Annotated in this window: 13 protein-coding genes; 1 reads left to right on the top strand and 12 read right to left on the bottom strand. The window is 36.4% G+C overall.

The features are described 5' to 3' along the window. Positions 1-140 precede the first annotated feature (140 nt). Positions 141-320, top strand: a complete 180-nt coding sequence (locus tag AB3U99_RS06545) for a YjzD family protein (RefSeq protein ID WP_400246503.1) — start codon at positions 141-143, stop codon at positions 318-320. A 228-nt stretch (positions 321-548) separates the two neighbouring features. On the opposite strand, the gene clpB is transcribed toward AB3U99_RS06545, so the two are convergent. From clpB to AB3U99_RS06485, 12 genes are all read right to left on the bottom strand, one after another. Further along, on the bottom strand, positions 549-3,149 hold the full coding sequence (clpB, locus tag AB3U99_RS06540) for an ATP-dependent chaperone ClpB (RefSeq protein ID WP_400246501.1): 2,601 nt from the start codon (positions 3,147-3,149) through the stop codon (positions 549-551). 285 nt (positions 3,150-3,434) lie between these two features. Further along, a complete protein-coding gene (locus AB3U99_RS06535; RefSeq protein ID WP_400246499.1) occupies positions 3,435-3,614 on the bottom strand; it encodes a YjzC family protein in 180 nt (59 codons plus the stop codon). 258 nt (positions 3,615-3,872) lie between these two features. After that, complete coding sequence (gene argF, locus AB3U99_RS06530) at positions 3,873-4,820, bottom strand: ornithine carbamoyltransferase (RefSeq protein WP_400246497.1); 948 nt, start codon at positions 4,818-4,820, stop codon at positions 3,873-3,875. Further along, positions 4,817-7,939 carry a carbamoyl phosphate synthase large subunit gene (locus tag AB3U99_RS06525; RefSeq protein WP_400246495.1) on the bottom strand — a complete coding sequence of 1,041 codons (3,123 nt, stop codon included), beginning with the start codon at positions 7,937-7,939 and terminating at the stop codon, positions 4,817-4,819. The genes argF and AB3U99_RS06525 overlap by 4 nt, the downstream gene beginning before the upstream one ends. Continuing rightward, positions 7,932-9,014, bottom strand: coding sequence for a carbamoyl phosphate synthase small subunit (locus AB3U99_RS06520; RefSeq protein WP_400246493.1), 1,083 nt, complete (start codon positions 9,012-9,014; stop codon positions 7,932-7,934). Before AB3U99_RS06520 ends, AB3U99_RS06525 begins: the two co-directional genes overlap by 8 nt. 79 nt (positions 9,015-9,093) lie before the next feature. Continuing rightward, positions 9,094-10,251, bottom strand: a complete 1,158-nt coding sequence (locus AB3U99_RS06515; RefSeq protein ID WP_400246491.1) for an acetylornithine transaminase — start codon at positions 10,249-10,251, stop codon at positions 9,094-9,096. Then, positions 10,248-11,021 (bottom strand): acetylglutamate kinase, encoded by a 774-nt coding sequence (gene argB, locus AB3U99_RS06510; protein ID WP_400246489.1) that lies wholly within the window; start codon positions 11,019-11,021, stop codon positions 10,248-10,250. The genes AB3U99_RS06515 and argB overlap by 4 nt, the downstream gene beginning before the upstream one ends. An 11-nt stretch (positions 11,022-11,032) precedes the next feature. Continuing rightward, positions 11,033-12,277: a bifunctional ornithine acetyltransferase/N-acetylglutamate synthase gene (gene argJ, locus AB3U99_RS06505; protein WP_400246487.1), complete on the bottom strand. Its 1,245-nt coding sequence runs from the start codon at positions 12,275-12,277 to the stop codon at positions 11,033-11,035. A gap of 12 nt (positions 12,278-12,289) precedes the next feature. Beyond that, entirely contained in the window at positions 12,290-13,324 is a 1,035-nt protein-coding gene (gene argC, locus AB3U99_RS06500) for an N-acetyl-gamma-glutamyl-phosphate reductase (RefSeq protein ID WP_400246485.1), read from the bottom strand. Between the two features lie 502 nt (positions 13,325-13,826). Further along, a complete protein-coding gene (locus tag AB3U99_RS06495; RefSeq protein WP_400246483.1) occupies positions 13,827-14,543 on the bottom strand; it encodes a lactate utilization protein C in 717 nt (238 codons plus the stop codon). Next, positions 14,540-15,970: a LutB/LldF family L-lactate oxidation iron-sulfur protein gene (locus AB3U99_RS06490; RefSeq protein ID WP_400246481.1), complete on the bottom strand. Its 1,431-nt coding sequence runs from the start codon at positions 15,968-15,970 to the stop codon at positions 14,540-14,542. The genes AB3U99_RS06495 and AB3U99_RS06490 overlap by 4 nt, the downstream gene beginning before the upstream one ends. 19 nt (positions 15,971-15,989) lie before the next feature. Next, the gene (locus tag AB3U99_RS06485; RefSeq protein WP_400246479.1) at positions 15,990-16,709 is read right to left on the bottom strand and encodes a (Fe-S)-binding protein; all 720 of its coding nucleotides are present in this window, start codon (positions 16,707-16,709) and stop codon (positions 15,990-15,992) included. Positions 16,710-16,834: the final 125 nt, after the last annotated feature.

Raw genomic sequence — 16,834 nt, 5'->3', positions numbered from 1 at the left:
TAGGTGGAAAGACTATTTATATAATGAAATAGTGAAGAATTTAAGAAAGCTATATCATTCACATTTATTATTTATCTACTATGTGGTAAGATGAGTATGATAAGCAAGCTATAAAGAGGTGATTTCGGTTGCGTTACATAATGACAATTTTTTGGACATTTTTACTTGCTCAAATGTTAGTTTATGTTGTTGGTTCGATGAATGGGGTTCCTTTTAACTTTTCAATGGGGCTGATTCTAACGGCTGTCTTTTCCGTATTAGTTTTCATTCTATCAGCACTTATTCCAGATGAACCTACTCATGAAGAAGGTTCCCATTAAGGGCATGTCATTGAAAGAGTAAATGGTGTTTAAATAATATACACAAATAGCGGAATTATTCCCTTGTTCGTGTATTTTATTTATACACCTTTTTTAGTATTCTAACAAATAAGATAAGTGCTAGGTGCTAGACGCAAATCAGAAAACCTATGTTTTTTCAATTGTAAAAAGCAGCCTAAATAATGGTTTTCTTACTATATTTAGGCTGCTTTGACTAGGGAAAACACTTTATTCCATACGTTTTATAACAATATGTTCATTTTCTTCATCAATCTGAACATGATCCTTTTCTTTTATTTCCCCTCCAATTATATCTTTCGCTAACAATGTTTCAATCGTCTTTTGCAAAAATCTTCTAAGTGGCCTTGCTCCAAATTTAGGGTCAAAGCCATTTTTCGCCACAAATTCTTTCGCCTTTTCTGTCATTTCAATGGTGATATGCTGATCAGTAAGTCGTGCTTGTAGCTGAACAATAAGCTTAGAAACAATGTCTTTAATGTTCGCTAATGTTAAAGGCTTAAATAAGATAACTTCATCAATTCTGTTTAAAAACTCTGGTCTAAAATGACCATTTAATTGTGCCATGACTCCATCTCTTATTTCTTCCGGAATCTCATTTGCTTCTCCAGTTTCTAATAATAAATGGGAACCAATATTAGATGTCATGATAATTACGGTATTTTTAAAATCAACCGTCCTCCCCCTTGAATCTGTAATTCTTCCATCATCAAGAACTTGAAGCAAAATATTGAATACCTCTGGATGTGCTTTCTCCACCTCGTCTAATAGAACAACAGAATAAGGCTTTCTTCTAATCGCTTCCGTTAACTGACCACCCTCTTCATACCCTATATATCCTGGAGGAGCTCCAATTAAACGAGATACAGCATGTTTCTCCATATACTCAGACATATCAATACGGATCATTTGCTCCTCACTATCAAAAAGGGTTGCTGCTAATGTTTTGGCTAGTTCTGTTTTCCCAACCCCAGTAGGTCCTAAAAATAAGAAGGAGCCAATTGGTCTATTCGGATCCTTTATTCCTGCTCTTGCTCTTAATACAGCATCACTGACTAGCTCTACAGCCTCTGATTGCCCAACCACTCTTTCTTGCAGAATGGCTTCTAAGCGTAAAAGCTTTTCTCGTTCTTTCTCTACTAATTTGGATACAGGAATACCTGTCCATCTAGCAACTATATTAGCGATTTCCTCTTCTGTAACTTCTTCTCGAAGAAGACGATTTTCCTGCTCTTGTTTCGCTTGTTCTTCCATTTCCTTAATTTCTTTTTCCAATTTTGGAATACTTCCATGTCTTAACTCAGCCGCTTTATTTAAATCATAGTTATTTTCTGCATCCTCCAACTCTCTCTTTTTCCGTTCGAGCTGTTCTTTTTTCTCCTGAATGGATTGCAAAGCATCTTTTTCACGTTGCCATTTAGCCTTTAATGCATTGGAACGGTCCCTTAAATTGGCTAGTTCTTTTGCAATAACAGCCAGTCTCTCTTTACTTTGGATATCTTCTTCCCCATGTAATGCCGCTTCTTCAATTTCGAGCTGCATGATTTTTCTTGTAAGTTCATCAATTTCAATCGGCATGGAGTCTATCTCTGTACGAATCATCGCACATGCTTCATCAATTAAATCAATGGCTTTATCTGGCAAGAAGCGTTCTGTTATATATCGATCAGATAAAGTTGCTGCTGCAATAATGGAACGGTCTTGAATATTCACACCGTGATGGATTTCAAATCTTTCTTTTAGCCCTCTTAAAATAGCAATCGTATCTTCAACTGTTGGCTCCGAAACAAGAACCTGCTGAAAACGACGCTCTAGTGCAGGATCTTTTTCAATATACTGGCGATGTTCATCTAATGTTGTGGCACCAATACAATGAAGCTCCCCTCTTGCCAGCATCGGTTTAAGCATATTTCCTGCATCCATTGCTCCATCTGTTTTACCAGCCCCAACAATCGTATGCAATTCATCAATAAATAAAATGATACGTCCATCACTATTTTTCACTTCTTGTAAAACAGCCTTTAAACGCTCCTCAAATTCTCCTCTAAATTTAGCTCCTGCCACTAATGCCCCCATATCTAAAGAAAATATCGTTTTATCCTTTAATCCTTCTGGAACATCCTTTCGGACAATTCGTTGTGCCAGCCCTTCCACAATAGCTGTTTTGCCCACACCAGGTTCACCAATTAAAACGGGATTGTTTTTAGTTTTTCTTGATAAAATTCGGATTACATTCCGGATTTCATTATCTCGCCCAATTACTGGGTCAAGCTTCCCCAGCTTTACTTCATCCACGAGATCTCGACCATATTTACTAAGTACTTCATATGTTACTTCGGGATTTTTGCTAGTCACTCTCTGTGTCCCCCTTATCTCTTTTATTGAATTTTTTATTTTTTCAAATGGAATATGTTCTGTTTTGAAAATCATTCCTACTGTTGATTGTTTTACTTTATATGTGGCGAGAATTAGATGCTCTACTGACAAATACTCATCATCCAATGCAGTCATCTCTTCTTCTGCTTTCGTTAGAAGCTGTTGCAAACCAGCAGTTATATAGACCGTTCCGGGCTCGGAACCACTTAAAGATACTTGTGGCTTTTTCTTTAATTCTTCCGTTAATTTATCCAGAATCCTATTCGGTTCTATTTGTAGTTTGTGTAGTATGGAAGTCAATAAATTATCCTGCTGATGAAGAATAGCCAAAAACAAATGGATATCATCTATTTCTTGATGACTTTCCTTAATTGCAAGGGATTGCGCTTCTGTTATTGCTAATTGGACTCGTTCTGTCATCTGTTCTACATTCATTTTACAAGACTCCTTTTTGACCTTTTTTGACCTTTGTTTTTATTATAGTATAAATTATCCATATGTAAAGGGATCTCTCTTATACAAAGAGTTATATTCAAGATAGTGATATCTCTGGGGAGATATTTACCATGAAGCTTACTCTTTTAGAGAAATCCCTTTTATTAAAACCGTTTAACTGTTTTGTTGATCTCCGTTCCAATCAACAAAGTGTCTAAAATTCAAGCTAATCTTGACTTGCCCAAATGAAACCAACAAATTACCTATTCATAAGAAAATCCCTTATTAAGGTTTTCTTTGGTATGTCCATAATCGATTATGGTTAGATGTTTCTGGAAAGCGATCTCCTGCTTTCATTTTTAACATTTGAGGGTTATTTACGTTACTTCCTGTTTCACCAATTTCTATATATAAACCATTGTTTGGTGCCTTTTGCCCTGGACGAAACTGTCTATTTTGACCCAAAATAAACTCCTCCTTTAGCTATCCATTACCAATTCAGAAGTTAAGTAAATACGAACAGAAATACGTATTACTTAACTGGTTATTATTATTGCCCTTTTTAGCATGAACATTACGGAAAATAATAACTGGTAAGCGTAAATACTTTTTCATTATTAGAGCATGCTATTACATGAATACGTAAACAACATAAAAAAAGGCTGTTAACGAATACTACATTTGTTAACAGCCTTTTAAGAAATAGGATTTTCTCTTTACAATTTATTTTAATATTTCAACTAATAGTGCTTTTTGAGCGTGCAATCTATTTCCTGCCTGTTGAAAGACATATGAATGATTCCCGTCAATAATTTCCGTTGTTACTTCTTCTTCTCGATGGGCTGGTAAACAGTGTAAGAAGATATAATCAGCTTTTGCATGCTTCACTAATTCTCCATTAATTTGAAAACCTTGGAAATCCTTTAAACGCTGTTCGTTTTCCTCTTCCTGTCCCATGCTAGTCCATACATCCGAGTAAATTGCATCTGCTTTTTGGACAGCTTCCACTGGATCATTTGTAAGTACAATCTTACTGCCACTTGCTTCAGCAAAAGAATGGGCTAATTCGGCCACCTTTGCATCTACTTCATAATTTTGTGGCGTAGCAATGGAAATATCAAGCCCTACTTTTGAGCATGCTACGAGCAAGGAATGGGCAACATTATTTCCATCACCAATGTATGCAAGCTTTAAACCTTTTAAAGTCCCTTTTACTTCTAATATAGTAAGGAGGTCTGCCAATGCCTGACAAGGATGGTATAAATCCGTTAGCCCATTAATAACTGGGATTGTTGCATGTTCTGCTAATTCTTCCACAATTGTGTGAGAAAATGTGCGAATCATAATCGCATCCACATATTGTGATAGTACTTTTGCGGTATCAGAAATAGTTTCTCCTCTGCCGATTTGAAGGTCACGACTATTTAGATAAAGGGCATGACCTCCTAGCTGATGCATTCCTGCTTCAAAGGATACTCTTGTTCTCGTAGATGATTTCTCAAATATCATTCCCAATGTTTTCCCTTTAAGAGGAGCAAATAATTCTCCATTTACGTGTGCTTCCTTTATTGTCTTCGCCTTATCGAGTAATTCAAGAATCGTTTCTTTTGAATAATCAGCTAATGTTAATAAATCTTTTCCCTTTAAATTCAGATCTGATGCAATCATCATACTGTACTCACTCCTTTTCTTATATTTTCATGCCATTCCTGAATAGAATGAACAGTTAATTCATTTCCTTTGAAGGAGGTAATAAATGCCTCTAAGCTTTCCTTTTGAGTAAAAGTAATAATCCGATTTCTTGTCGCTAATTCACGAGATAGTTTATCTTCTTTTAAATTTGTTGGATTATAAAAGGCAACTGTTCTCTTATCCGCTAATAACGATTCAACGGTATTATTATCAGCAATTTCAACAGAAAGCTGTACCTGTTCAGCCACTTTATAAATCGCCTCTAAATCTTCTGTCGATTTTACAACTACTTTCATCTCAAATTTCGGGATTTTCTTTAAGGTAGGATGAAAGACTTTTTTCAATGCCTCTTCAACAGTGGAAGCAAGTGCAATCCCCTCACCTGTTGAACGCATTTCTGGTCCTACTTTAGAATCTAAGCCCTTTAAAGCATAATTGGAATAAACAGGATACTTAATACAAGTAAATTCAATATCATCGGTAAATACCTTTTCTTCTTCAGTGAAGGTATATTTCCCAAGCAATATTTTTGTCGCAATTTGTACTAATGGTACCCCAGTTACTTTACTTACAATCGGAACCGTTCGACTAGCACGAGGATTAACTTCTAGAACATAAACCTCTTCTTTATTAATAATATATTGGATATTCATTAACCCCTTATATCCTGTATGTCTTACAATTTTTTTAGCATAAGTAATCATTTTTTCTTTTATGTTTAACGATAAATTTCTAGCAGGCAATAAAGATAGACTATCTCCTGAATGTACACCTGTTTTCTCAATATGCTCCATAATAGTTGGAACACAAATATCGACTCCATCAGTAGCCAAATCCAATTCTGCCTCAGATGCCTCCATAAATTGATCAACAAGAACTGGGTATGGTACATCTGTTTGCAAATATAATTGTAAAGCTTCTTCATCATTTATACGTTCCATTCCTTTGCCACCAATAACGTAAGATGGACGGATTAGAACTGGAAAACCTATATTCTTGACTGATTCTACAATCTGCGCTTCACTTTCCGCTATATCTCCTTGAATATGCGGAATATCTTCTTCTTCTAAAAGCTTATAAAATAAATCCCGATCTTCTAACACATCAATGGTACTGCTGTTTGATCCCAGAATATGAACACCATATGCTTCTAGCTCTTTTGCAACATTAAGTGCTGTTTGACCACCTAATTGGACAATGACATCCTTAATACCTTCTGATTCGATTACATTCATAATATCCTCTACTACTAATGGCTCAAAATACAGGCGATCTGCAGTCGCAAAATCCGTACTAACGGTCTCAGGATTATTATTAATAATAATGGTTTCAATTCCTTCTTCTTTTAAAGCAAATACTCCATGAACGGAGCAATAATCAAATTCAATTCCCTGCCCAATTCTTATTGGTCCACTACCAATAACAAGCACTTTTCGTTGGTCGCTTTTCTTTTGTTCATTTTCTCCATAGAAGCTGGAATAATAATAATTTGTTTTTGCTTCAAACTCAGCAGCACATGTATCCACCATTTTATAAATAGGAAGCACAGCAAATTGCTTACGCTTTTCTCGAACCTCTTTTTCTGAGCAATTCCAAGCACTGGCTAAAAAGGCATCACTAAACCCTTTTTCTTTCCACTTCCATAAAGCTTCTTTTGTTACTGTTTGGAGTGAAGAACTGATTATTTCTTTTTCCATCTCTATTAATCTTTTAAAAATATGCAGGAAAAACAAGTCGATTTTCGTTAAATCATGGATTTTAGTAACGGACTCTGACTTTCTAATAAGTTCGAGAATTACAAAAAATCTTTCATCGGTTTGTTCCAGCATTTTTGCATATAACGCTTCAACTGTCATTTCGTTTAATCCAGGTAGCGTTAAATCGTTTCCTTTTATTTCAAGGGAACGAATTGCTTTTAATAAAGCCCGCTCCATATTCCGATCTATCCCCATTACTTCTCCAGTTGCCTTCATTTGTGTTCCTAGTTTTCTTGAAACAGCTGGAAATTTATCAAATGGCCATTTAGGAATCTTTACCACTACATAATCTAATGCAGGTTCAAAACTTGCAAATGTGTCGCCAGTAACTGGATTTATCAGTTCATTTAGTGTGTAACCAACTGCCAATTTTGCAGCCATTCTTGCAATCGGATAGCCAGTAGCTTTAGAAGCTAGGGCTGATGATCTGCTCACTCTTGGATTTACTTCAATTAAATAATATTTCTTACTGTTCGGATCTAATGCAAATTGAATATTGCATCCGCCAATTATTCCTAAAGCAGAAATGATTTTAATAGAAGCAGAACGGAGCATTTGATATTCTACATCTGTCAACGTTTGCGATGGAGCAATAACAATGCTGTCACCAGTGTGGATTCCAACTGGATCGATATTTTCCATATTGCAAATGGTAATACATGTATTCATGCTATCGCGCATTACCTCATATTCTACTTCCTTAAAGCCAGCAATACTTCTTTCCACTAAGCATTGACCAATTGCACTTTCTTTCAAACCACCAGCTACAAGACTAGTGAAATCTTCCATATTTTCAGCAATACCACCACCTGTTCCCCCTAGCGTATATGCAGGGCGTACAATGATGGGGAAGCCTATTTCATTTGCAAAATCTACAGCTTCTTCGACTTTATGAACAATTTTACTTTCTGGCACAGGCTCGTTTAATTGATACATTAATTCTCTAAACGCTTCTCTATCTTCTCCTTTTTTAATCGATTCGATAGAGCTTCCTAGTAATTTCACTTGATACTTTTCTAAAATGCCATGCTCACTAAGTTGAAATGCTAGATTTAATCCTGTTTGGCCCCCTAAAGTTGCAAGGATTCCGTCAGGCTTTTCTTTTTGAATAATCATTTCTAAGACATCTACTGTCAATGGTTCAAAATAAATCGAATCTGCAAATGTTTCATCTGTCATAATCGTAGCTGGATTATTATTAACAAGTATGACTTTATATCCTTCTTCCTTCAAAGCCATGCATGCTTGTGTACCAGCATAATCAAATTCTGCTGCCTGACCAATTACAATTGGTCCTGATCCTATTACAAGTATCGTTTTTATCGTCATGTCTTTAGGCATATGCAAAAACTCTCCCATTATTCGCTTTAACGTTTTCTATAAATTCATCAAATATATAACAACCTTCAGAAGGACCTGGATTTGCCTCTGGATGAAACTGTACGGTTTGTAATGGATAAATGCTATGAGACAGTCCCTCTACCGATCCATCGTGAAGATTATAAAATCTTGCTTTACAGCCCGTAGCAGATAAACTGTCTTCTTTCACTACATAGCTATGATTTTGTGAGGACATAATCACCCTCTTTTTCTTTCGATCCATCACTGGATGATTGGCTCCTCTATGACCAAATGATAGTTTGGTAGTTTCTGCACCTAGCGCTAATGCTGCAAGCTGATGTCCTAAGCAAATACCAAGTGTTGGATAATGCGTAATCAAGGCTTTAATAGTTGGCAAAATCCCCAATAATTCCTTCGGATCACCCGGTCCATTGGAAAGAAGAACTCCATCAGGCTGCATTGATTTTATACGTGTAAATTCTGTATTATATGGGACTACTGTCACTTTACAATCACGTTCTAATAATGCAGTTAACATACTCTCCTTTTTTCCAAAATCAACGAGGACAATATGATATTCACCCTGTCCATATGTTTTAAAATTCATATCAGAAACTTTTGCTACTTTCCCATCTTCCTTTAAAGAAAAGGTATTACTAGTAATCTCTCTTTCTGCTGTCATCACTGCAGGCATGGAACCCGATTGTCTTATATTTTTTACAATAGATCGAGTATCCACATGTGTTAGCATCGGTATATCCCATTTGTTTAAATAATCTTGTAAAGAATATTCAGCCTGATAATGGTAAGCCTCCCTATTCGATTCATAAACAATAACACCTGCTACATGTGGCTGCTTACTCTCAAAATCTTCAACATTGATACCATAGTTTCCGATCAGCGGGTACGTAAAGACGATTATTTGATCCTTATAAGAAGGGTCAGTTAATACTTCCTGATAACCCGTCATTCCAGTAAAAAAAACAATTTCTCCTTTTACCTCTTTGACTTTTCCATCTATGGCAAAATCGCCTTTATATTTCATACCATTGCTTAAGTGCAGATAACCTTCCATTGTGTTTACACCTCGATAATGAATGTATAGTTACTCTTTATTTCTTATAATTATACATCATCATGCAAAAAAATACATATCAGATTGTTATTTTTGCATGAATATATAAATTTTTCTCTAATATCTCCATTGCTTTTTCGAAATCTTCCTGTAGAGTATTAAGACTTGGTAATAATCGTATAACCTTTTCTCCAGCATTTAAAACGATTAATCCTTCTTTTCTTAATTCTCCTAAAATCGAAGCTACTGGCATATCCAATTCAATGCCAATCATTAATCCTAATCCACGAATATCCTTCACCAGTTGATTTCCAGCTAGCTTTTCTTTTAGAAGGCTAATAACCCATTCACTTTTCTTTTGAACATCTTCTAAAAAGGATTGCTGAAATATGATTTCCATTGTTTTCGCCGCTGCTGCCATTGCCAATGGATTTCCTCCAAATGTTGTTCCATGACTACCTGGTCCGAAAAATTCTTTTAGCTTTCCATCTGCAACAATAGCACCTGTTGGTATACCATTTGCCATCCCTTTTGCAACACTGATGATATCTGGTTTAATTCCAAAATGCTGAAAAGCAAATGCTTTTCCTGTTCTGCCAATTCCTGTTTGAATTTCATCAATTATTAGCAAAACACCCTTTTCTTTGCAAAGAGTTTCTACTCCTTGTAAGAAATCTTTCGAAGCTACAAAAATTCCGCCTTCTCCCTGAACTACCTCAAGCATCACTGCCGCAACATCCTCTGTTAACTGTAGTTCTAATGCTTCTAAATCATTAAAAGGAACATATTCAAATTTATCTAGCATTGGACCAAATCCCTGCTTGATTTTATCTTGACCCGTTGCTGACATTGTTGCAAATGTTCTGCCATGAAAGGATTGCATGAACGTAAGAATTTTTGTTTTTCCCGTTGCCTTTCTGGCTAGCTTAATAGCTGCCTCATTTGCTTCTGCCCCACTATTTGCAAAGAAAACAAGATCTAAACCTGACGCATTTGTTAGCAGTTCTGCTGCCTTTTCCTGCAATTCTATTGGAAAAAGATTTGAAACATGCCAAAACTTACTTAATTGTTGTTCCACAGACTGTTTTACTTCCGGATGGCAATGACCTAAATTACAGACACCAATGCCTGAAGTAAAATCTAAATAAACGCCACCATCCTTACTATATAAATAGCTTCCTTTAGCTGATTCAGGCTCAATTTCCCATTTTGAATAGGTTGGGAATAAATGACTCATTCTACAATCCCTTCTTTCATAACGATTTTTGTTCCAAGTAATTCTTCCCCATCAAAAAATTGTTTTTTTCCTGATACAATCATTACACTATTTAAACCACTTTCTAAGGCAGCTATGGCAGATGTGACCTTTGGAATCATTCCACCACTAATCTGACCAGTTTCGATAAAATGATTAATTTCCTCATGTGCCATTATGGATTGAAGCCTTCCATCTATTAGGATTCCTGCTACATCTGTAACAAAGAGACATTGTTCCGCATGTAAATACTTAGCAACTGCTGAGGCAACATAATCTGCATTTATATTTAGTTTCCTTCCATCCTCTGTAATCCCTATAGGGGTTATAATTGGAATTAAGTCTTCCTCTAATAAGGATGAAATCAGCCTTGTATTCACTTTCGAAACAGCCCCTACTAAACCAAGCATTTCTTCATCAATAATAGAAGCATTTATACAATTATCGTCTGTTCCATTAAGACCAATGCCAATTAAGCCGTTCTCCCTTAACAACTGAACCAATTTGCGATTTGTTTTTCCAGAAAGAACCATCTCTACAATTTCTAGTGCCTCTTTTGTTGTTTTACGAAGCCCATTATGAAATGTTGCTTTCACTTGAAAATGATCAAGCATTTCATTAATGTCTGGACCGCCACCATGTACAAATACTAACTGGTAGCCATTATTCTTCAGCTTTTTTAAGCTAGTAAAAAATTCTGAAGTTAGTTGATCGATTACACTTCCACCACATTTTATAACAATGGTTTTCATCGATTATCACCTCAGGTTCTGTAGCTAGCATTTATCTTGACATAATCATAAGATAAATCGCAGCCCCATGCTTTTCCTTGGCCATCTCCATTATGCAAATCTACAAATATCTGAATAAAATCCTGATTTAGGTAATCGATTGCAGCTTGCTCTGAAAAGGACTGTGGCTCACTTTCCTTCAGCATGATGATATCCCCAATCGCTATGTCTACTCTTGCAGGATTAACTGCTGTTTTGGTTTGACCGATAGCAGTGATAATTCTTCCCCAGTTAGCATCTGATCCATAAATTGCTGTTTTCACTAAATTGGATCCAACAATTTGTTTAGCAATAACGCGTGCTTCCTCGTCATTATTACTTCCTGAAACCTTTACCTCTATTAGCTTCGTTGCCCCTTCTCCATCTTTAGCAATCTGCTTAGCAAGACTCTCACATGTAGTAGAAAGAAGCTCCAAAAAGATCGGGTAATCAGGATGATCTTCTGTAAGTGCTTCATTTTTCGCCATCCCATTTGCCATAACTAACACCGTATCATTTGTAGATGTATCTCCATCCACTGTAATTTGATTAAAAGTTGTTGGAATTACTTTACTTAAAGCGCTTTGTAAAACTTCAGACGAAATATTTACATCTGTCGTAATAAACCCAAGCATTGTTGCCATATTAGGATGAATCATTCCCGATCCTTTTGCTGTTCCTCCCATTGTTACAGTAACCCCATTAATACTAGCGGCGTAACAGCATTTCTTCATTACTGTATCAGTAGTCAGAATTGCCTCTTGAAAGGCTTCCGCATTTTTCAGCGTGGCATCAAAAATAAAGTTATTAATACCTTTTTCAATTTTATCCATTTGTAAATATTCACCAATTACACCTGTAGATGAAACAGCAACATATTCTTCCTTGATTTGAAGATAGTCTGCCATTATTTTTCTCATTTGGTAGGCATCCTTTAAGCCTTTCTCTCCTGTACATGCATTTGCACATGCACTATTAACTACCACGGCCTGTATTTGCTTTTCCTTTGCAATAGATTCTTGCGTTACTTTTAAAGGTGCAGCTTGAAAATGACTTGTTGTATATACAGCAGCACAATTTGCTGGAACCTCACTTATAATTGCGCCAATATCTTTTTTGTTATATCGAAGTCCAGCGTGCACTCCAGCAGCTTTAAAGCCAATTGGGGTGACGATACTCCCATCCTTTATTACTTCAATATGTGATGAATGTTCATGAATATTGTTAATAACCTGCACGTAGGCTCCTCCTTATGGGTAAAGCGGCAGAAACTGTAATCCAGTTGTTTCTTCATAGCCATTCATCACATTTGCATTTTGAATGGCCTGACCCGCAGCCCCTTTCATTAAATTATCAATAACGGATACAATCGTTAACCTTCCTGTACGTTCATCCACATTTATTCCAATATCGCAATAATTGGAGCCTGTTACTTCTTTTATCGAAGGGTAGGTATGAAGTGGTCTTACCCGTACAAAAGGACTGTTTTTATACATTTCCGTATACAACTCATGCATTTGTTCATTTGTTACACTTTTATTTAATGTAGCGTATATAGTTGCCATTATCCCTCTGCTTGTCGGCAATAGATGGGTAGAAAAAGTAATAGCTTGCATCTCGGAATTCCAATCAGTTAATTGTTGCTCTATTTCTGGAATATGCTGATGTTGATTCACTTTATAAATTTTAAAATTTTCACTCATTTCAGCGAACATATTAGCCCTGGACGGACTCCTTCCCGCTCCAGAGATACCAGATTTAGCATCAACAATGATACTATTTGGTAAAATCATATTTTCCTTCACTACTGGTGCTAATCCTAAGAGAGTTGCAGTGGGATAACACCCTGGGTTCGAAATTCTCTTACTAGTAGCGATATTTTCCTTATTCCATTCGGAAAGCCCATATACAAAGCTATTGACAAGCTCAGCTGAAACAGGCTCTTTTTTATACCATTTTTGATAATCATCTGTATTCCTTAATCGAAGATCCCCAGATAAATCGACCATTTGTATCTCTTTATCTACGAATTCTTGAACCAACTTTCCGGATACACCTGTAGGAGTAGCAAAAAAAACAATATCGCATTCTTTTGCTATTTTTTCTGGATTAATTTGTTCTAGTTTGTTCTCCATAATGTTAAATAGATGGGGATATTCATTCCATACTGGGACTTCATCTCTTGTTGTATGTACAGACTTAATTGTAAATAATGGATGACTATGCAAAATTCTAATTAATTCTGCACCACCATAGCCAGTTGTACCAATTATAGCCGCCTTCATGACTTCCTCCTTTCGATTGAAACGAATGTATATTTAATCATTTTTATTTATAATTATTAATCTAAGATTCTCTTATTATAAAAACTACTGCACATAAAATCAACACTTTTTCATAAAAGTGATAGTTTTCTTATTTTTCTGACAATAAACCAAGTAATAGGTCGATGAAATTAATTAGATGATTGGAATAGTTCTATTTTAGATGACGATTGTTGGAATGTGTTTGGATCATATATGCTATTTTTCGATTAAATCTTTTGTGGTTTGGAGCATATCTCCTTTGCTTTGGATCATATCCGTTAATTTTCAATCATTTCTCCTGTGCTTTGGACAATATATAATTTTTTGCTGTTATTCATTCTTCTCAAGAAAACCTTAATCCTCTATCTTCATGGAAAAATTCCGCATCATTAAGCCATAAAGATAGAGAATTCATCATTCACCATCAACATCATATGAGGCATTTATCTAGTGGTGTCAGAAATTTTCACAAATAGCTCATCTACAAATCTTCTACCACTATATAAGCAGCTTTTACTGGTCCATGGACACCGACAACTAAATCCATTTCAATATCAGCAGAGTTACTTGGTCCTGTAATATAGTTAATGCAAGACGGAAGCACTTCTCCGTTTTGTACTTTTTCTCGTAAGATTTTTGCAGCTTGCGTCATCCTTGGAACAATGGTGCTTTTTGGAACAATAACCACGCTGTTTATAGGTAAAAAACTGACCGTTCTTCCACGATTCTTTCCGCTATAAACAACAACAGTACCTGATTCTGCTAAAGTAATTTCACTTATGGTAATCCCAATATTCGCCTGTTCCGCTTTTGTAATATTTTCTTTTGCTAATGAAGCGTCCCACTCAAATACCTCGATATTTTCTTTGGGTAACACTACCTTAAATAGTTCTTCGAGTCCATATTGTTGATAACGAGTATCCTTCCATGTAACAATATTCCCTCCACCATACCCTTTGATTAATTGATGCAGTGTATCGGTGAGTTCCTTATGAGAAGTAATAATCAAATCTGTATGAATAAGCGCACATTGCGATTTTAAAACCTTCACCAATTCATCCTTCGTTGCCTCTTTAAGTACCTCTTCTTGTGGATGATAGGCCCAACGAGGTTTTTCTAGCTTTGTTTTTCTTTGTCTGCCTAATCTAGAAGCAATTGATTCAAGAAAAGCTTCCCTGTTTTGGATAATCCCCGTCATTTTTTATCTTCCCCTTTCTCTCGATTCTTGAACCAATCACGGAATCTTTCTTTATTTGGTGCAGGAAGATCGCGAATATCTGTCCATTCCTTTAACATGCCAACACCTTTTGTAATTTTATCTCCTTTTGCTAATGGCTTTGTCACTGCAGGGGCAATTTTAGATCCAATATTATATAGTTTTGGTGAAGATGCTCCGATACCAAACGCTTTAAATATCATTTTTTCAGAGATTGGCGCTTTTCCTTCCTTTTCCACAATTACTTGTCTATGCTTATGCAACAGTTCATGCAGTGGAATTTTAACTGGACATGCATCTGTACATGCCCCACAGAGAGTAGAAGCATATGGTAGATCCTTATACTCCTCATAGCCACCTAACAAGGGAGAAAGAACTGCCCCAATTGGTCCAGAGTAAATAGAACCGTAGGAATGCCCACCAACATGTCTGTATACAGGACAAACATTTACACAGGCTGCACAACGTATACATTGCAGGACAGATTGAAACTCTCCTCCAAGAATATCCGAGCGACCATTATCCACAATAACTAAATGAAAATCCTCCGGTCCGTCCACATCCCCATCTTCTCTTGGGCCAGTTAACGTTGTTACATAGCTAGTTAATTTTTGCCCAACAGCACTTCTCGTTAGCATTCCAACCAATACTTCCATTTCGGAAAAAGTAGGGACTATGCGTTCCATTCCCATGACGACGACTTGTGTTTTTGGGAGAGCTGCTACCAAATCCGCATTTCCTTCATTCGTTACAAGCGTAATTGATCCTGTTTCTGCCACAGCAAAATTGCAGCCAGTAATCCCCATATCCGCTGTTAGGTACTCATTACGAAGCACCTGTCTTGCATGCCATGCTAATTCTTCTGGTTTTTCCGTATTGGTGTAGTTTAATTTTTTTGTAAACACGTCACGGATTTGTTCTTTGTTTTTATGCAAGGCTGGTACAACGATATGGGAAGGAGGATTATGATCATCCACCTGCAAAATATATTCACCTAAATCCGTTTCAATGACCTCACATCCAGCCTCCTCTAACTTTTTGTTTAAGGAGATTTCTTCTGTTACCATCGATTTTGCTTTTACGACCTTTTTCACCTCTTTTTCTATAGCTACTTGTTCAATATAATCACTTGCCTCTTCAGCGGTTTTCGCAAAAAAGACGTGACCTCCTCGTATTGCTACCTGTTCACTTAGTTCGAATAAATAGTAATCTAGATTTTCTAATACATGCTGGCGAATTTCTTCTCCATGGGACCGCCATTCCTCCCAATTCCCCATTGCCTCCGTTACATTATTTTTTCTTGCCTGAATGGTTTGCTGTGCTTTTGATACGGCACCGCGCATAAATTCGTTGTCGAGTTCTGTTGAAACTCTATCCTTAAATTTTTGTGAGCTTGTTTTCATCGACATCGCTATTCATCCCCCCTTTTTATGCTCGACTATTTAATACCTCTGCTATATGTAAAGCTTTTATTGCTTTGCCCTTTCGATCCATTCTCCCTCCAATATTCATCAAACAGCCTGCATCTGCACTAACTATATATTCAACATTGGTTGATTCAACACAAGCAACCTTTTCATCCACCATCTGTTCTGAAATTTGCCTCATTTTTACCGAAAAAGTCCCCCCAAACCCACAGCAATTCTCCTTTAATGGCAATTCGGTATATTCTACCCCTCGAACATTTTTTAAAAGCTTAATAGGAGCTTCTTTAACCCCTAGCAATCTCGTCATATGACAGGATGTATGATAGGTAACCTTCCCGTGAAAAGTTGCCCCAACATCTTCTATTTTTAAGACATCCACAATAAATTGCGTTAATTCAAATGTCTTTGTGGCAAGCTCCTTTGCAATTGGCTCCCATACCGGATCCCCTTTGAAAATATGCTCATATTCATGAAACATATAGGCACAAGAACCAGACGGACATACAATATATTCTGCATTCTGAAAGGTCTTCATCATTGTTTTCATCGCTTCCTTCGTTTCCTTTACATAGCCACTATTATAGGATGGCTGCCCACAGCATATTTGTGTTGTTGGAAAATCTATTTCGCATCCTAATCTTTCTAATAGTTCAACCGTTGCTTTCCCAACATCACTTTGAAACATATCGACAAGACATGTAGCAAATAATGTCACTTTCATTCTAAATCCCCCACTTTCTATTCATAATCTATACTTCTTCATTTTTCCTAGAACTAGCATTCTCTTATCGGTTTTCAAAATCCAAAGTAAATTATCTAATGAACAGGTCATCTGATGACTTACCA

The sequence above is a fragment of the Niallia tiangongensis genome (assembly GCF_044704065.1).
Taxonomy (GTDB): Bacteria; Bacillota; Bacilli; order Bacillales; family Cytobacillaceae; genus Niallia; species Niallia tiangongensis.
This window is presented reverse-complemented; position numbering and strand designations above follow the sequence as displayed.